Source organism: Pseudomonas karstica (assembly GCF_009707515.1).
Lineage (GTDB): Bacteria > Pseudomonadota > Gammaproteobacteria > Pseudomonadales > Pseudomonadaceae > Aquipseudomonas > Aquipseudomonas karstica.
Genome location: NZ_WLYI01000002.1, coordinates 132,522 through 150,497, shown reverse-complemented (window position 1 = coordinate 150,497; position 17,976 = coordinate 132,522). Strand labels below are relative to the sequence as shown.

The 17,976-nt window shown below is 58.4% G+C and carries 16 protein-coding genes; 9 read left to right on the top strand and 7 right to left on the bottom strand.

Annotated features, from left to right (window positions below):
• The first annotated feature begins 27 nt into the window (after window positions 1-27).
• Window positions 28-1,368: an MFS transporter gene (locus tag GIR22_RS02155; RefSeq protein ID WP_154741704.1), complete on the top strand. Its 1,341-nt coding sequence runs from the start codon at window positions 28-30 to the stop codon at window positions 1,366-1,368.
• A 108-nt stretch (window positions 1,369-1,476) separates the two neighbouring features.
• Here the strand turns inward: GIR22_RS02155 and GIR22_RS02150 are convergent, their stop codons facing one another.
• From GIR22_RS02150 to gcl, 3 genes are read right to left on the bottom strand one after another with little or no spacing between them, the layout of a single operon-like run.
• The gene (locus GIR22_RS02150) at window positions 1,477-2,373 is read right to left on the bottom strand and encodes a 2-hydroxy-3-oxopropionate reductase (RefSeq protein ID WP_154741703.1); all 897 of its coding nucleotides are present in this window, start codon (window positions 2,371-2,373) and stop codon (window positions 1,477-1,479) included.
• Window positions 2,374-2,389: 16 nt separating this feature from the next.
• Window positions 2,390-3,172 carry a hydroxypyruvate isomerase gene (gene hyi, locus GIR22_RS02145; protein WP_154741702.1) on the bottom strand — a complete coding sequence of 261 codons (783 nt, stop codon included), beginning with the start codon at window positions 3,170-3,172 and terminating at the stop codon, window positions 2,390-2,392.
• Window positions 3,173-3,198: 26 nt separating this feature from the next.
• Window positions 3,199-4,974, bottom strand: a complete 1,776-nt coding sequence (gcl, locus tag GIR22_RS02140) for a glyoxylate carboligase (RefSeq protein WP_154741701.1) — start codon at window positions 4,972-4,974, stop codon at window positions 3,199-3,201.
• Window positions 4,975-5,080: 106 nt separating this feature from the next.
• Between gcl and GIR22_RS02135 the strand changes: the two genes are divergently transcribed.
• Complete coding sequence (locus tag GIR22_RS02135; RefSeq protein WP_154741700.1) at window positions 5,081-5,989, top strand: LysR family transcriptional regulator; 909 nt, start codon at window positions 5,081-5,083, stop codon at window positions 5,987-5,989.
• On the opposite strand, the gene GIR22_RS02130 is transcribed toward GIR22_RS02135, so the two are convergent.
• The 3 genes from GIR22_RS02130 to GIR22_RS02120 form a co-directional block, all read right to left on the bottom strand.
• On the bottom strand, window positions 5,986-6,750 hold the full coding sequence (locus GIR22_RS02130; RefSeq protein WP_154741699.1) for a 2-keto-4-pentenoate hydratase: 765 nt from the start codon (window positions 6,748-6,750) through the stop codon (window positions 5,986-5,988). The two genes, GIR22_RS02135 and GIR22_RS02130, sit on opposite strands and share 4 nt — an antisense overlap.
• A 51-nt stretch (window positions 6,751-6,801) precedes the next feature.
• Complete coding sequence (locus GIR22_RS02125) at window positions 6,802-8,100, bottom strand: MFS transporter (protein ID WP_154741698.1); 1,299 nt, start codon at window positions 8,098-8,100, stop codon at window positions 6,802-6,804.
• A 98-nt stretch (window positions 8,101-8,198) separates the two neighbouring features.
• Window positions 8,199-9,410: a pyridoxal-phosphate-dependent aminotransferase family protein gene (locus GIR22_RS02120; protein ID WP_154741697.1), complete on the bottom strand. Its 1,212-nt coding sequence runs from the start codon at window positions 9,408-9,410 to the stop codon at window positions 8,199-8,201.
• A gap of 150 nt (window positions 9,411-9,560) precedes the next feature.
• Between GIR22_RS02120 and GIR22_RS02115 the strand changes: the two genes are divergently transcribed.
• From GIR22_RS02115 to GIR22_RS02090, 6 genes are all read left to right on the top strand, one after another.
• Window positions 9,561-10,286 (top strand): GntR family transcriptional regulator, encoded by a 726-nt coding sequence (locus GIR22_RS02115; RefSeq protein ID WP_154741696.1) that lies wholly within the window; start codon window positions 9,561-9,563, stop codon window positions 10,284-10,286.
• Window positions 10,287-10,444: 158 nt separating this feature from the next.
• Window positions 10,445-11,206, top strand: coding sequence for a gluconate 2-dehydrogenase subunit 3 family protein (locus tag GIR22_RS02110; RefSeq protein ID WP_154741695.1), 762 nt, complete (start codon window positions 10,445-10,447; stop codon window positions 11,204-11,206).
• Window positions 11,207-11,208: 2 nt separating this feature from the next.
• A complete protein-coding gene (locus GIR22_RS02105) occupies window positions 11,209-12,984 on the top strand; it encodes a GMC family oxidoreductase (RefSeq protein WP_154741694.1) in 1,776 nt (591 codons plus the stop codon).
• 12 nt (window positions 12,985-12,996) lie between these two features.
• Entirely contained in the window at window positions 12,997-14,358 is a 1,362-nt protein-coding gene (locus tag GIR22_RS02100) for a cytochrome c (protein ID WP_154741693.1), read from the top strand.
• Window positions 14,359-14,681: 323 nt separating this feature from the next.
• The gene (locus tag GIR22_RS02095; protein WP_154741692.1) at window positions 14,682-14,897 is read left to right on the top strand and encodes a TOBE domain-containing protein; all 216 of its coding nucleotides are present in this window, start codon (window positions 14,682-14,684) and stop codon (window positions 14,895-14,897) included.
• A 93-nt stretch (window positions 14,898-14,990) separates the two neighbouring features.
• Window positions 14,991-16,010: an ABC transporter substrate-binding protein gene (locus GIR22_RS02090; protein ID WP_154741691.1), complete on the top strand. Its 1,020-nt coding sequence runs from the start codon at window positions 14,991-14,993 to the stop codon at window positions 16,008-16,010.
• 9 nt (window positions 16,011-16,019) lie between these two features.
• On the opposite strand, the gene GIR22_RS02085 is transcribed toward GIR22_RS02090, so the two are convergent.
• The gene (locus GIR22_RS02085; protein WP_154741690.1) at window positions 16,020-16,880 is read right to left on the bottom strand and encodes a LysR substrate-binding domain-containing protein; all 861 of its coding nucleotides are present in this window, start codon (window positions 16,878-16,880) and stop codon (window positions 16,020-16,022) included.
• 253 nt (window positions 16,881-17,133) lie between these two features.
• On the opposite strand from GIR22_RS02085, the gene GIR22_RS02080 reads away from it, so the two are divergent.
• Window positions 17,134-17,976, top strand: a complete 843-nt coding sequence (locus tag GIR22_RS02080; RefSeq protein ID WP_154741689.1) for a transporter substrate-binding domain-containing protein — start codon at window positions 17,134-17,136, stop codon at window positions 17,974-17,976.

Below are 17,976 nucleotides of genomic sequence, written 5' to 3'. Positions count from 1 at the left end.
AGCCGTAGCTACCAAGAGGTTTGCGCGATGACAATAACAAGAACCATCGAAACACCTGATACCCCCCGAGATTCGGCGACGCTGAACAAACTGATGTTCGTCAAACTCATGCCGTTGCTGATCGCGGCCTATGTGCTGAGCTTCCTAGACCGGACCAACATCGCGCTGGCCAAGCATCATCTGGACGTCGACCTGGGCATTTCTGCTGCCGCTTACGGTCTGGGAGCCGGGTTGTTCTTTCTGACCTATGCGCTTTCGGAAGTGCCCAGTAACCTGATCATGCACAAGGTCGGCGCACGGTTCTGGATTGCACGAATCATGGTCACCTGGGGATTGATCTCTGCAGCGATGGCCTTTGTTCAAGGCGAAACGTCGTTCTACATATTGCGATTGCTGCTGGGCATCGCCGAAGCCGGCCTGTTTCCCGGCGTCATGCTGTACCTGACGTATTGGTTTGGCCGTGAACAGCGGGCGCGTGCCACCGGCTATTTTCTGCTGGGTGTGTGCTTTGCCAACATCATTGGCGGGCCGCTGGGCGCCGCGCTCATGCAACTGGACGGTGTCTGGGGCTGGCGTGGCTGGCAGTGGATGTTCATGCTTGAAGGCCTGCCGGCCGTGTTCTTTGCCATGGTGGTCTGGAAAAAACTGCCGGACCGCCCGAGCAAGGCACCATGGCTCAGCGCCGCTGAAGCCGAACAGATCGAGCAGACGTTGGCCGCTGAGTCGCAAGAGGGTGCCGGTGGCAGTGGTCACTCGTTTAAACAATGCCTGACCCCGCAGATCCTGTTGGCAATCCTGGTGTACTTCTGCCATCAGATCACTGTCTACACGGTGATCTTTTTCCTGCCCGGCATCATCGGTAAATACGCTGATCTGAGCATGTTGCAGATCGGATTGCTGACGTCCCTGCCTTGGCTGGCGGCGGCAGCAGGCGCTATTGCACTGCCCCGATTCGCCACGACGCCGGCGCGCGCCCGGCAAATGCTGGTAGCGGGGTTGCTGACAATGGCCGCAGGACTGGGGATCGCCTCACTGGCGGGACCGATGATCAGTTTGCTGGGTTTCTGCCTTTCGGCAGTGATGTTCTTCGTCGTGCAATCAATCATTTTTCTCTATCCGGCTTCGCGACTGAAGGGAGCAGCGCTTGCCGGCGGCCTGGGATTCGTCAACTCATGTGGCCTACTGGGCGGTTTTGTCGGGCCCTCTGTGATGGGGTTGATCGAGCAAAGTACCGGCAATGCGATGGATGGCATGAAATTCATCGCGATTGTCCTGGTGGTGGCGGCGATTGCAGCATTGCGTTTGCGTCAGGGCCATGAGCCCAAGACTGACAAGCAACGGCTGCACGGCCGGCGACAGCCCGTATGAACGCGCGCTGACAGATGCGTCACCCGACAAGGGGGGAGTGGTGCGGTATTCATGACACTCTGGCTCAATCCCGCCAGCCCGGCGGGATTTTTTTAATTGTCGAAAGCTTCAGGCCTTGGATTCGCGGATGGAAAAACCAGCCATGTGCTCCAGCCCCTTGATCAATGCCGAATGGTCCCATTGGCTGCCGTCCAGCGCCGCGCAAGTGCTGAATACTTGCTGTGCGTTGGCGGTATTGGGCAGGTTGAGGTGCAATTCACGGGCGCCTTCCAGGGCCAGGTTCAGGTCTTTCTGATGCAGGGCGATGCGGAATCCCGGATCGAATGTGCCCTTGATCATGCGTTCGCCATGTACTTCGAGAATCTTCGACGAGGCGAAGCCACCCATCAGCGCCTCACGTACCTTGGCTGGGTCTGCACCGTTTTTCGAAGCGAACAGCAGGGCTTCAGCCACTGCCTGGATATTCAGGGCGACGATAATCTGATTCGCTACTTTGGCGGTCTGACCGTCACCGTTGCCGCCCACCAGCGTGATGTTCTTGCCCATGCTTTGCAGCAGAGGCAGGGCGCGGTCGAACACGGCCTGATCGCCACCGACCATGATGCTCAGAGTACCGGCCCTGGCTCCAACTTCACCGCCCGAAACCGGTGCATCCAGGTAACGCGCGCCAGTGGCGACGATTTTTTCCGCGAACGCCTTGGTCGCAGACGGAGAAATCGAGCTCATGTCGATCACCACTTTGCCGGAGCCGGCGCCATCAGCGACGCCGTTTTCGCCAAACAGCACCGCCTCGACATAGGGTGTGTCTGGAACCATGACAATGATGAACTCCGCTTGTCGCGCTACTTCACACGGGTTCGCCAACACTTCGGCTCCAGCGTCGGTGAGTGCTTTTGGCGGGGTGCTGTGATGGCTTGAAACGAACAACTGATGGCCGGCCTTGATCAGGTTTTGCGCCATTGGCAGGCCCATGATGCCGGTGCCGATAAATCCGATAGTCGCCATGTTCGATGCCTCTCGGTTAAATAAGTTTATGGGAAGCCAGCCAGCCCAGGCCGGCTTCGGTGGTGGTCAACGGCTTGTACTCGCAACCGATCCAGCCGTCGTAGCCAATGCGGTTGAGGTGTTCGAACAGGAAGTGATAGTTGATTTCACCGGTTCCCGGTTCATGGCGGCCTGGGTTATCCGCCAACTGCACGTGTTTGATCACTGCCAGTTGGTTTTCAAGGGTGCGTGCCAGGTCGCCTTCCATGATTTGCATGTGATAGATGTCGTATTGCAGGAACAGATTGCTGCTGCCGACCTGTTCGCGTATCTCCAGGGCCTGGGCCGTTGTGGTCAGGAAGAAACCGGGGATGTCGCGGGTATTGATCATCTCCATGACCAGGCGAATACCCGCGGCTTCAAGCTTGGCACTGGCGTATTGGAGGTTGTCGACGAAGGTATCGTGCACCCGTGCCAGCTCCGTATCGGTGGGGGAGATGCCGGCCAGGCAATTGACCTGGGTGTTGCCCAGGACCTTGGCGTATTCGATGGCCAGGTCGACGCCGGCCTTGAATTCCTCGACCCGGTCCGGATGGCAGGCAATCCCGCGTTCGCCCTTGCTCCAATCGCCAGCGGGCAGGTTGAACAGCACCTGGGTAAGGTCATGCTCATCCAGCTGCGTCTTGATTTCGGCTGATCCGAACTCGTAGGGAAATAGGTATTCCACGCCGGTAAAACCTGCGTTGGCGGCTGCGGCAAAACGCTGCTGGAATGGCTGCTCGGTGAATAGCATCGACAGATTGGCGCATAGACGTGTCATGGGTTTTCTCCGGTTGGGCCAGAAGATCAGGCCATGGGGCTGATGGAAGTCGGGGCGTCGGCGGCGTATTCGGCCAGCGCTTCGAACTCGTTGATCGCGTTGATTTCAGTGCCCATCGCGATGTTGGTGATGCGCTCGAGAATGACTTCGACTACCACGGGCACGCGATGCCGGGCCATCAGTTCGCGAGCCTCGGCGAAGGTAGCCTGCAGATGCCCTGGATCCGTCACGCGCAAGGCCTTGCAGCCCAGTCCCTCGGCGACTGCAACGTGATCGACGCCGTAGCCTCCAAGCTCCGGGGCATTGATATTGTCGAACGCCAGTTGCACACAGTAGTCCATGTCGAAGCCGCGCTGGGCCTGGCGTATCAGGCCCAGGTAGGCGTTGTTCACCACCACGTGAATGTAGGGCAGTTTGAACTGCGCACCCACGGCAAGTTCTTCAATCATGAATTGGAAGTCGTAGTCTCCGGACAACGCGACGACTTGGCGCTGTGGATCGGCCTTGACCACGCCCAGCGCCGCCGGGATCGTCCAACCCAATGGCCCGGCCTGGCCACAGTTGATCCAGTGGCGGGGTTTGTAGACATGCAGGAACTGCGCGCCGGCAATCTGCGACAGGCCGATGGTGCTGATATAGCAGGTGTCCTGGCCGAAAAAACGATTCATCTCTTCGTACACCCGTTGCGGTTTGATCGGCATGTCGTCGAAATGAGTCTTGCGTTGCAGACGGCTTTTGCGTTGCTGGCAACGGGTCAGCCAGGCGCCGAAACTCTTCAGGCGACCTGCTGTGTGCCATTCACGGGCGACCTCAAGCAGCATGAGCAAGGCACTGCCGGCATCCGAGACGATGCCCAATTCCGGCATCAGCACCCGACCGATCTGGGTCGGTTCGATGTCGATGTGAATGAACCGGCGTCCTTCGGTGTACACCGCAATCGTGCCGGTATGCCGATTGGCCCAGCGATTGCCAATGCCGATCACCACGTCCGATTCAAGCATCGTTGCGTTGCCGTAGCGGTGGGACGTCTGCAGGCCGACCATGCCGGCCATTTGCGGGTGGTCATCGGGAATGCAGCCCCACCCCATCAGGGTAGGAATTACCGGAATGCCGGTCAATTCGGCGAACTCCACCAGCAGTGCCGACGCATCGGCATTGATGATGCCGCCCCCCGCGACGATCAGCGGGCGCTCGGCCTGATTGAGCAGGGCCATGGCTTTTTCCGCCTGCTGGCGACTGGCTTTGGGCTTGACCACGGGCAAGGGTTCATAGGCGTCGATATCGAACTCGATCTCGGCCATCTGCACGTCGAAGGGCAAGTCGATCAGGACCGGGCCCGGACGGTCACTGCGCATGATCTGGAAGGCTTTCTGAAAAACGTAGGGGACCTGGCCGGGTTCCATCACGGTAGTCGCCCATTTGCACACCGGCGCCGCGATGCTCGAGATGTCCACGGCCTGGAAATCTTCCTTGTGCAGACGCGCACGCGGCGCCTGGCCGGTAATGCAGAGGATTGGTATCGAATCGGCGGAGGCGCAATACAGGCCGGTAATCATGTCAGTGCCGGCCGGGCCCGAAGTGCCGATGCACACGCCGATGTTCCCGGACACCGCGCGGGTGTAACCCTCGGCCATGTGGGACGCGCCTTCGACGTGGCGAGCCAGCACGTGATCAATGCCACCCAGTGCTTTCAACGCGGCGTACAGCGGGTTGATCGCGGCACCGGGAATTCCGAATGCGGTGTCGATGCCTTCGCGGCGCATCACCAGAACGGCGGCTTCTATAGCTTTCATGAGGGGCATGGGGCTCTCCTTGACTCGATATTTTTTATACATCGACAGCATCCATTTGCTAGCCTGCTTTGGGAATCGTCGCTTATATCGTTTCTGTCGGTATCAGGAGTATCGAATGGACCGTTACACGGAATTGCGCAGCTACGTGCTCATAGCGTCCCGTGGCAGCTTTGCCGCCGCGGCCTTGGCCGACGGCGTGACACCCGTGATCATGGGGCGGCGCTTGACCGCACTGGAGCAGAGGCTCGGGGTAAAGCTGATCCATCGTTCCACCCGCGGGCTGACCCTCACCGAACTGGGTGAAGCCTACCTTGAGCAAGCCAAGGTCTTGCTGCAATCGTTCGAGGAGATTGACGCAAGCATCAGCGAGAACCGCAGCGCGGTGCGCGGCCATCTGATGATCACCGCCCCGGCCGGCTTCGGTCGACGGCATGTTGCCCCGCATGCGCCGGAATTTCAGGCGCGGTTTCCGGACCTCAAGCTTTCCCTCGACCTGACCGACAACGTCATTGATCTGGTACGCGAAGGCTACGACATGAGCATTCGTATCGGTGAAGTGCTGGACCCCAATTACGTGGCGATCACCCTTGCCGCCAATCGCCGGGTGGTCTGCGGTGCGCCGAGTTACTTTGCCACCCGTGGCACCCCCAAAACCCTTGACGACCTGGCTCATCACAACTGCCTGGCCTTTAGCCTGCAGGGAGGGCAACACCGGGGCTGGACCTTCCAGAAAGAGGGCCGGCAGGTGGCAGTCAAAGTGGCCGGAAATCTTTACTGCAACGACGGTGAACTGCTGTTCGACTGGGCCAAAAGAGGCCTTGGCATTTGCTGGCGCTCGGTCTGGGAAATCCAGAGCGAGCTGCTCAGCGGCGAGCTCACCACGGTGCTTGATGAGTTCGCCTTGCCCAGCTACGACATCCAGGGCGTGTACCCCCAGCAACATTACCTGCCGGCCAAGGTGCGTTTTTTCATTGCCTTCCTCAAAGAGGTCTACAGCCGCCCCGGTTATTGGGTCCGCAACTAGATCAGCGACAGCGACACGGGGGGCAAGCCGTGGATCTGGCCGCTCACCTCCCCAGGGCCCGGGGCGAAATACATGCCGGTAAAGGAGCCGGTGGTGATGACGAAATCCTGGGGCAAGGTCCGCCCTTGGCGCGTGTGGTGATTGACCAGCCAGGGCAGCAGTCGGCGCGGATCACCCGCCGGATTGGCGACCGCTGCTGGCACGATGTTGTCGCCGTTGAACGTCAGTTCGAGTGTGGGCTGCACGAACGTGAAATGTTCTTTGTAAGGCACAAACTCACCCACTATCAGAGCGCCGTGGTTAAGCAGGTCGGCCAACTGCGTCAAGGGCTCGATTTTCGGCCAGGCGGCAAAACGGCTGGAGACTATTTCGATGGTCGCGGCCATTTCGCCAACACCGGCCATGACTTCCTCGTCGCTATAGTCTTGGTCACGCGAACCGAACGCACGGTTGAAGCGAAAGGCTATCTCCAGTTCCAGACCCACCGGCGCATAAGCCCCACGGTCGAATTGGCTGGCGGGTGCAAACAGGCAATCCCGTGGAAGCGGTGAGCCCTGGATCGGGCCGGTAGGGGATTTTGAACCGATTTTCCAGCCGCCGGGTTCGACGCCGCGCAGGCGAAAAATCTCCTGTTGGGTCAGGTAGGCAGTGGCGAAATCCGCGGGGTACACATTGCTGTCGAGTTCGCCCAGCGGGTTGCGTTGCCGTTGCGCGTCGACGATCAATTGCGCCAGGCGCGAAGGGTTGGATGCTGTATTCAAGGTGTCGCTCCATTTATCAAGACCCCGCCCACAGGCGGGGGAGGCTGCAAGTTATTTACTGATGACCGGGGAGGTTTGCACATCGGTTGCCGACGCCAGAGGCGCTATCACATACTCGAATTTGTTCTGCGGCTTCATGCGAAAGGAAAGAATTACGCCAATCGCCAACAGGATGATGCTGACCAGGAACGGCAATTGCCAATTGCCGAATTTGTCGATCAGCAATCCCGCCACCACTGGGCTGACGATAGCCGCCATGGCCGAGCCGGTATTCATCATGCCGCTGGCCGTGCCGCAATGATCAGGGGCGATGTCCATCGGGATGGCCCACATCGGGCCAATCGTCATCTCGGAGAAAAAGAAACCGATGGCCAGGCATGCCAGGGAGATGTGCATGTCCTTGGTGAACATCAGCGGTACCAATGACAGCAGCGTCAAGCCCAGGCAGACCGCGACCATCAGGCTGCGTGCCTTGTTCAGATCCTTGGTGCGTGCATAGATACGGTCACTGACGATGCCCCCCAAGGTATCGCCGACGACACCGCCGAAGAACACCGTGGAGGCGAAAATGGCAGTGCCCTTCAGATCAAGGCCCATATTCATGAAGTACATCGGCACCCAACTCAGCAGCAGCCATAGCGTCCAGCCGTAGCAGAAATAGACGATGGTCACCGGCGCCATGCGTTTGAACAGGCGTCCCCAGGCCAACGGCTGCTTGCTTTTCACCTTAGGCGGCGGCAATACGTCCAGCTCTTGTTGCGAGATGCGCGGATGGTTCTTCGGCAGTTCCGTAAAGACCAGTGCCCAGATCGCCACCCAGGCGAAGCTGATGCCAGCGCAGACGTAGAACGATTCTCGCCAGCCATAGGTTGCCATGACCGCGATCATCGCAGCCGGCGCCAAAGCATTGCCCAGTCGCGCGAAAGCGTGAGTGATACCTTGGGCGAACCCGCGTTTTTCCTTGGGGATCCAGCGGGACATGGCCGCGGTGGCGGCAGGGAAGGTGGCGCCTTCGCCCAGGCCGAGCAATACCCGGGCGATGATCAGCGAGACGAAGCCGCCGGCCAGGCCGGTCAGCACGGTAGCGCTGGCCCAGATCAGCCCGCAGGCGATCAGTGTACGTCTGGCACCAAAACGGTCGCTGACCCAACCGCCGATAATCTGGAACACCAGATAGGGATACGCAAAAGCAGAGAAGACAATGCCGATCTCTGTCTTGGTCAGGTTGAATTCCTTACCAAAACCGACCGCCGCGGTACTGACGTTGACGCGGTCCAGGTAGGTAATGAAATACATGGCGCACAGCATGAAGAGCACCACCGTAGTGGGGCGCAGACGTAAAAATCTCATGTTCTATCTCCATTTCTTATTGTTTACGCTGACAACGCGTTGATTCGGGATAGTTAGTCGGAGCACGGAGTTACGGCTGTGCCGCAGCTGCGTTTAGATCATTCGCGCCGCAACGGCACGGATTGCCCTCCCAGGTAATCCATCGCCGCCAGCACACCGCTTGACTGCAGTTTCACGCCAGCCATTTGCAGGCCCATTTCGCAGCCGGTCAGGGTGGCCATCAGCATCAGGTCATTGCAGTCGCCCAAGTGACCGATGCGGAACATGCGACCTTTCATCTTGCCCAGGCCTGTTCCCAGGGACATGTCGAAGCGCTCGTAAATTGTTTTGCGTACGACGTCGGCATCGATGCCTTCGGGGGTCATCACACCGGTTAGCACCGGGCTGTACACGCTTGGATCGGCGCACTGGATTTCCAGTCCCCAAGCATTGACTGCTGTGCGGCAGGCGTGAGCCAGGCGGTTGTGACGGATGAAAACATTGTCCAGGCCTTCGCCGAGGATCATGTCCAGGGCCTCGGACAATCCATACAGCAGGTTGGTATTCGGGGTGTACGGCCAATAGCCGGTCTTGTTCATTTCGACGATTTCGTCCCAGGCCCAGAAACTGCGGGGCAGGCCGGCGGTTTTGCTGGCCTCGATGGCCTTTGGGGACAGGGCGTTGAAGCTGATACCCGGCGGGAGCATGAGACCTTTTTGCGAACCGGACACGGTGACGTCCACACCCCATTCATCATGGCGATAGTCGGCTGATGCGAGGCCGGAAATGGTATCGACCAACAGCAGTGCTGGATGGCCGGCAGCGTCGATAGCCCGGCGCACGGCAGCGATATCCGAGGTAACACCGGTGCTGGTTTCGTTATGCACGACACACACCGCCTTGATGCGGTGACTGCTGTCGGCGCGCAGGTGCGCTTGGACCATTGACGCGTCGACCCCGCCGCGCCAGCCCTCGATCCCGGGCCGGCCGATAAATTGCGGCTTGAGCCCCAGGCTCAAAGCCATTTTCTGCCAGAGAGTGGCGAAATGCCCGGTCTCGAACATCAGGACTTCATCGCCTGCACTCAAGGTGTTGCACAGCGCTGCTTCCCAGGCGCCAGTACCTGAAGCGGGGTAGATGACGACAGGATGACGGGTCTTGAAAATCTTTTTGATCCCATCCAGCACTTTGAGCCCCAGCTCCCCGAATTCCGGGCCACGGTGATCAATGGTGGGGTAGCTCATGGCGCGCAGGATACGATCCGGTACCGGGCTTGGCCCCGGGATTTGCAGGAAATGACGGCCGGCGGGATGAAAATCGAGCTTCAGCATAGATGACTCCTTGTTATTGTATTTTGAATTCAAAATACGTTAGCACGGCTTCTTGCTGTGTCAAACCCTATAGTTGCGCTAACATTGCGCATGAATTGGGATGTTTTCGAATAAGGCTGTGGCGTTTAAACGACGCGATGAGGATTTTGAATGCAAAATATGGAAGGTTCGGGCGAGCCAGGCAGCCCTAGGCTGATGCCCAAGGTCGAACGTCAGCGGTTGCACGATATAGTCGTGGAACACCTGCGCAGCTTTATTACCGAAGGCGTATTGGCACCGGGAAAGAAACTCAACGAGCGCGAGTTGTGCGAAACCCTTGGTATTTCCCGCACGCCCCTGCGCGAGGCATTGAAAGTCCTGGCGGTAGAGGGCTTGATCGAAATCAACCCCAACCGCGGTGCGAGCGTCGCGCGGATGTCAGAGTTGGAGATTCGCGAAACCTTCGAGTTGATGAGCGGCATCGAAGCCTTCGCGGGGGAGTTGGCCTGTGAGCGCATTACTGCCCAGGAACTCGAAGAGATCCAGGCGCTGCACTACGCCATGGTGGTCAGCAAGAACCAGAACGACCTGCCGGGGTATTTCCAGCGCAACCGTGCCATTCACGACCTGATCAACCTGGCCGCGCGCAATTCGGCGCTGCGTCAAGTGTACTTGTCCTTGAACCGGCGTATCCATGCCTTGCGTTTCCTGTCCAACCAGCAAGCGCCAAAATGGGAGCGGGCGTTGCATGATCACGAAGAAATGATCGAAGCCTTGCAGGCACGCGATGGCAAGCGTTTGAGCACTATCTTGCGTCACCATCTTCTGGAAAAACGTGACGCGATCATGCTCATGGTGCGTGACGACTGCGAACACCCAGATTCGATTCGCCGCTAAAAAGCATAAGCAGGGCGCGTGACCTCGACATCTGGCTGACCGCCTGACGTTCATACTGTAGTTAAAAATGAATATTGAATTCAAAATACATAATCGGTGACACTGGGTTCCTCTCCCAACAATAAGAATCCGTCTGTTTGGCGGAGATGAGGAACGCAATGACCGATTTTCCGCGTAGAGGTGATAATCATAATTCCCCCGGACGCCGCGATTTCTTGCGCAAGTCGTTGACGCTGATCCCCGTGGTAACCCTGGCAAGTGCAGGTCTTCCCACCGGCGCATTCGCCCAGACCCCGGCGAGTGACGCCCAACCAGGCACCGGGGGACCGGCCAAAGCCGATGATTACAAGCCAACGTTTTTCACCCCGCAAGAGTGGGTATTCCTGATTGCAGCCTGCGACCGTTTGATCCCGTCTGACCCGGTTGGCCCCGGCGCCGTCGAACTGGGTGTGCCGGAGTTTCTCGACCGCCACATGCAGACGCCCTATGCCAACGGTGGCATCTGGTACATGCAGGGGCCATTCATCGAAGCCGCGCCCGAGTTTGGCTATCAGGGGCGCTTGACCTTGCGCGAAACGCTACGTGTCGGCATCAACGCGGTCGATGCCAGTTGCAAGAAGTCCTTTTCCGGCAAGACCTTCGCACAGCTGTCGACTTCCCAGCAGGAGGACCTGCTCAAGAGTGCCGAGAGCGGCAAGCTGGCGCTGGAAGACATCTCGTCAAAGCTGTTCTTTACCAGCCTGCTCAGTGAAGTGCGCAACGGTTACTTCGCCGACCCTTCGCACGGCGGCAACAAAAACATGGGCGCGTGGAAGATGATCGGTTATCCCGGCATGCGCGCCGATTACATGGATTGGGTGACCGTGCGTGACAAGCCGTACCCGCTGCCCCCGGTCGACCTGGCCGGACGGAGGGGTTGAGCATGGCGAACGTTAAGCCAAAAGTAGACGCTGTGATTGTTGGCATGGGCTGGACCGGGGCGATCATGGCCAAGGAGCTCACCGATGCAGGGTTGACAGTGGTGGTGTTGGAGCGCGGCGCTGATCGTGACACGCAGCCTGATTTTGCCTACCCGAAAGTCGTCGATGAACTCGAAGGTTCGGTGCATCGCCGCTATCTGCAAAGCCTGTCACAGGAAACCGTTACCGCGCGGCATAACCTGACATCCACCGCCGTGCCATATCGGCAGATGGGCTCATTCAAACCGGGCACCGGCGTGGGTGGGGCGGGTAGTCACTGGTCTGGCTGTCACTTTCGCGCGTTGCCGGAAGACTTCAAGTTGCGCAGCAATGTCGAACAGCGCTATGGCGCAAAATTCATTCCCAGCGACATGACGATCCAGGACTTTCCGCTCAGCTACGAAGACCTTGAGCCGCACTTCGATCACTTCGAATACGTCTGTGGTACCTCCGGCAAGGCCGGTGTGATTCAGGGCGCCAAGCAGCCGGGCGGCAACCCGTTCGAAGGTTCGCGCTCGCGTGAGTTCCCATTGGGTCCGAACCCGAATTATCTCGGCGCGGAAATGTTTTACGGCGCGGCCCGGGAGATGGGTTGGGACCCGTATCCGATCCCTGCATCCAATGCGTCTGCGCCTTACGTCAATCCATACGGATGCCAGATGGGGCCTTGCAACGCCTGCGGGTTCTGCAGCGATTACGGTTGCCTCAACTACTCCAAAGCCAGTCCGAACATCAGCATTCTACCGGTGCTGCGCCAGCGCAAGAACTTCGAACTGCGCACCCATGCGCAAGTGCTGAAGGTCAATCTCGACAGCGATGGCAAGAAGGCCACCGGGGTTACGTATCTGGATGCCCAGGGCCGTGAAGTCGAGCAGCAGGCCGATCTGGTGCTGCTCTGCGCATTCTCCTTATACAACGTGCACTTGATGCTGCTCTCGGGCATCGGCAAACCGTACGACCCGTTGAGCGGCGAAGGGACCGTCGGCCGTAATTACTCGTACCAGAACCTCAACCGCGTGGTGCTGTTTTTCGGTAAGGAAGTGCAGGCCAACCAGTTCATCGGCATCGGTGGCGCGGGCACGACCATGGACAACCTCAACGGTAACCAACTGGACAATGCCAAGGCTGGTTTCGTCGGCGGCGGGATTATCTGGGCGCGACAACCGGGTGCCGGGCCCGTGCGTGGAATCAACGTTCCACCGGGCACGCCAGCTTGGGGCACACAGTGGAAGCAGGCCGCCAGCGATGCGTTCCGTCACTCGTTTTACTTCGAAGTGCAGGGTGCCTGCATGTCGTACCGTCAGCACTACCTGAGCCTGGATCCGACCTATAAGGACGGCTTCGGGCGACCACTGCTGCGGATGAACTTCGACTGGCACGACAATGAAATCAAGGCCTCGCAATTCCTGGTCGGCAAGGCGCTGGAGATGTCGAAAATCCTCAACCCAACCGCTGTGGCAGGCGATGCGAAGAAACCAGGAGAACATTACAACATCACCAAGTACCAAAGCACCCATACCTGTGGTGGCGCGATCATGGGCAGCGACCCCAAGACCTCGGCGTTGAATCGGTATTTGCAATCCTGGGATGTGCATAACGTGTTTGCCATCGGCGCCAACGCATTCCCGCAAAACAACGGCTACAACCCGACCGGGATGGTGGGCGCGCTGGCGTATTGGTCTGCCAAGGCCATTCGTGAGCAATACCTGAAGAACCCCGGCCCGCTGGTTCAGGCCTAAGGAGAGAAACCCATGAAAAAGTTTCTCTTGAGTCTGTTCGGACTCGGCATGCTGGTGTTGGTTGTAGTGTTGGTGTTCGCTTTCTGGCCAACTCACACCCGCTCATTGCAGGCATCGCCTGAGGCAGAACAGGCTGCGCTGATCGAGAAGGGCCGTTACCTGGCCGACGCTGGCGACTGCACGGCCTGTCACACCGGCAAGGGCGGCAAGCCATTCGCGGGTGGCCTGCCGATTGCCTCGCCGATTGGCACGCTGTACAGCAGCAACATCACGCCCGACAAAAAATCCGGTATCGGCAACTATTCGCTGGATGATTTCGACCGTGCGATTCGTCATGGAATTGCGGCCGACGGGGCTAGCCTGTACCCGGCCATGCCTTACCCGGCATACGCGAAGATCAGCGATGACGATATGCGGGCGCTATACGCGTATTTCATGCGCGGTGTAGCGCCGGTCCACGCCGAAAATCGCGCCAACGAAGTGCCGTGGCCACTGTCCATGCGCTGGCCGCTGGCGATCTGGCGCAAGGTATTCGCGCCTGATCCTGATGCGGTGGCATTCAACGCCGACGGCTACAAAGACCCTCAGGTTGCTCGCGGAGCCTATCTGGTTCAAGGTCTTGGGCATTGCGGCAGTTGCCATACACCACGGGCGTTGACCCTGCAGGAAAAAGCGCTGGATGAGTCGAGCCCGGCCTACCTGTCAGGCGGGCCGGTCATCGATGGTTGGCTGGCGGTCAACCTGCGCGGGAACCCGGCTGACGGCCTGGGCGCTTGGAGTGCCGAAGACATCGTCGCGACGATGCGCAGTGCACGCAGCACGACCCACGCAGTAGTGGGTAGCGCCATGGGCGATGTGGTCGTTCATAGCACCCAGCACCTGAACGATGGCGACCTGCAAGCGATGGCTGCGTACTTGAAGACGCTGCCAGCCGGCGATCGTCAGGTATCGAGTTTCAAGGCCGATCCGACTACAGCCAACGCGTTGGCTGCCGGGCAAGAAGACAGCCGTGGCGCTGAACTGTATGTCGACAACTGCGCTGCTTGCCATCGCACCAACGGTCAAGGCTACGCACGGGTCTTTCCGAAAATTGCGGGCAACTCCTCGGTGCTTGCGCAGGATCCAGTGTCGATGATTCGCCTGGTACTGACGGGCAGCAAGCTGCCAGCCACCGCAACGGCGCCGTCTGAGCTTGGCATGCCCGGTTTCGCCTGGCGTTTGTCGGATGCTGAGGTGGCACAGTTGCTGACGTTCATCCGCAGCAGTTGGGGCAATCAGGCGCCTGCAGTGAGGAGCGCTCAGGTCAAGCAACTGAGGGACACGTTGCCGATAGAGTCGCCCGCAGTCTCGCGGACCAATATCGCCAAGCCCTGAGGCTGTTATTACTTGAAAAGGGCTGGCGCAGGTGCAATGCCCCTGCCTGCCCTTTTTATCTGATCGGCACGATCTTTGAGGGGAAAGTCGAGTCAGCGGTAAAGCCAGGACCTACGATTAGAGAGTGTCGCTTCGCTAGACGACGCGAACGTAGATTGGCCTGGGCGTTTCCCGAGCCAGGACTGGTATTGCTTGGTGTTTTTATATTTCATTATGGAATAAATAAATAGTTATTTATTCCTTTTATTGTTGGTGCTGGTGGTGCACTTTGGAGGCCTGCACATCCAGGCGGATGAGCCCGAGATCAGATAGGAAACTTCACCATGACCATCAAAGCGATCAACGTCCGGAACCAGTTCAAGGGCGTCATCAAGGAAATAGTGCTAGGCGAAGTGGTTTCCGAAATCGATGTGCAAACCGCTTCCGGCATTGTCACCTCGGTAATTACGACCCGTTCGGTGCGAGACCTTGAATTGAAAGTGGGGAGCGAGGTGATTGCCTTCGTTAAATCCACCGAGGTTTCGATCGCCAAGCTCTGATAGTCGGATTGAAAGTGAATATTTGCGGCCTCGGCCGCTTTTTTTGTCGGTACAGAGGCGTGTGCCTGTTGTTCCTATAATGTTGAGGTTTTCATGGCGACTCCCTTCAAACGCTGCGCATTGACCCTGTTGGCAGCATCCGTGGCAGCGGTGACGGCGTTGCTCAGCCCCGGCGTTCAGGCCGAAGGAAAAATCAGCATTGCCCAGCAATTTGGCATCGGTTACCTGATACTGGATGTGGTACGCGATCAGCAGCTCATCGAGAAGCATGGCAAGGCGCAGGGCCTCGACATCAAGGTCGACTGGAACAGTATTTCGGGTGCCACGGCGATGAACGAAGCGCTGTTGGCCGGCGCTCTGGATGTGGTGTCGGCCGGCGTGCCGCCGATGCTCACGATCTGGGACCGGACCAAGGGCAAGCAGAACGTCAAGGCTATCGCTTCGCTGGGTTCGATGCCCAATTACCTGCTGACGAATAATCCGAATGTGAAAAGCCTCAAGGACTTCACGGAAAAAGATCGCATCGCTGTCCCTGCGGCGGGTGTCGGCTTCCAGTCACGCACCTTGCAGATCGAAACGGCCAAGCAGTTTGGCAAAGAACAGTTCAAGAAATTTGACGATATCTCGATCAGCCTTGCCCACCCGGACGCGACGGCGGCGCTGATTGCAGGCGGTTCCGAGATCAACTCGCATTTTTCCAGCCCGCCGTTCCAGTACCAGGAACTGCAGAACCCCAACGTGCACAAGGTGCTCAGTTCCTACGATGTACTCGGCGGCCAAGCCACATTCAACGTGCTGTACACCACTGAAAAATTCCACGACGACAACCCGAAAACCTACAAGGCGTTTTACGACGCATTGGTTGAAGCCGAGAAAATCATCAAGGCCGACAAGCCTGCGGCTGCCCAGACCTATATCCGGGTGGAGCAATCGAAGCTGGCCCTGTCATTGGTTGAGAAAATCATCGCCGACCCTGAAATCGATTTCACCGTGGTGCCACAGCGCACTTTTATCTATGCCGAGAAACTGCAGGAATTAGGCGTACTGAAAAACCAGGCGGCGAGCTGGAAGGATTACTTCTTCGAAGAAGCTCACGATAGCGGGGGCAGTTGAGGCCGGTCATCAATACCCCTGGCTGTTTTTGATCAACTCATAGGCCCGACGCACCAGCGGGTTCACGGTGTTAGGGCGAATCCACAGGTGATAGGTGACGTCCGGCAGTCGCGGCAATCCGTCATTTTCACCCAGTACGCGCATATCGGGGCCGAGCATTTCCATGCTTCTGGGCGTGACGCCCAGCCCCGCACGCGTCGCCGCCTTGATACCGATCAGGTTCGACGCCAGGTAGGCCTGGCGCCAGGGAATGTTGGCGCGCTCCAGGGCTTCCAGCGCGTAGCGGCGATAGATGCTCGGTTCATCCACGAGAATCAGTGGCAAGGGTTCACCCGGTGTATGGGTGTACTGCGCCGAGCAAATCCACCACACCGGCGAGGTGCGCAAGGCAAAGCCTTCGAGGCTTGGGTCTTCGCGGGTGGAAATTATCATGTCGACCTTCCCTCGGTGCAGGTCGTCCATCAGGAACGGGCTGCGGCCGACATCGATCTCCAGGCGCAAGCGCGGTGCCGAGCGGGCGATGTGGCTGAGGATCGGCGGCAGGATGGTGTCGGCGATGTCATGGGGCGAGCCGATGCGCAACACGCCGCTCAAGCTGCTTTCACGCAGGGAATTCAGGGCTCCATCGTTGAGCGAGAGCATCTGCCGCGCGTGGCGCAATAACTGTGTGCCTGCTTCGGTGAGTTGTTTTTGTCGCCCGCGCTTCTCGAACAGGCTCACGCCTACAAGGTGTTCCAGGCGTTGCATATGCTGGGTGACCGACGATTGCGTGCGGGCCAGTTTCGCTCCGGCCTCGGCAAAACTATGGTGATCGGCCACGGCGATGAACGTGCGCAGTAATTCAAGATCGAGGGTAGGTGAGGTCGACATGGCCATTTCCGGTGTTGTTTTTATATCAAGCCTGCAAACATAAATATTACATTTTATAATGTGTTGGCGGCGGTTTATTTGTTTTTCACTAAGATTTCCCAGTTATATATGGGTTTTTTTAGGGTCGTCTGTCAATTTAGATACTGTAAGTTATAACGATATTAGATATATGAATTTCCGTTACTTCAGAACTGTACTTAGGATGCCCACACATCAGGTCGGGGTTACGCCGATCATTCATGAGGGGAAATCCATGTTGCTCGAGCGCTCACCCGTTAAACGATTGTTGCCTGTGATGCTGGGGGCCTTGATCTCGATGGTGGGCATGACCAGCGCTCAGGCTGATGCAACCCTGGATAAAATCCAGCAACGTCACGTGTTGGTGGTCGGGGTGTTGCTGTCCGGTGGTCCCTTCGGCGGGATTGATCCCGCCACACACAAACCTCGTGGTCTGAACGTCGACTTGGCTCAGGAACTGGGGCGCCGACTGGACGTCGAGGTGCAACTGGTGCCGGTATTGCCGGCCAACCGCGTGCAGTTTCTGCAGCAGGGCAAAGTTGATTTGCTGATCGCCAACATGGAATGGACGGCCGAGCGTGGCGAGATCCTAGGGTTTGTGCCGACGCCGTTCTACCGTGTCGGCGGCACTGCCGCAGTGCTCAAGGACAGCAAGATTACCCATTGGGAGGACCTGAAGAACCAACCAGTCTGCACCTCCCAGGGCAGTAGTTACATCAAGCCTCTCACTGAGTTGGGCGTCGAGATCAAGGCTTTCAAGAGCTCATCGGAGTCCCTGTTGGCACTGCGTGGCAATAACTGCGTCGCGGCGGTGCATGACGCCACGTTGATTAACCCGTTGATCGCCGACATCGCCGAATGGCAGGGCTATCGCGCGCTCACCCCAGAGCTCAACCCGGCCCCGTCGGTGATCTGGACCCGTCGCGCAGAAAGCGATACCCAGGCCAGGCTCGACCTCATCGTCAAGGAACTGCACCGTAGCGGCTGGCTGATCCAGGCACAGACTCGCAACCACATCACCCCCGCGTCACCGGCCCTATTGGAATTGCAAAAGCAGTTCCAAGCCAACGGCGCCTGA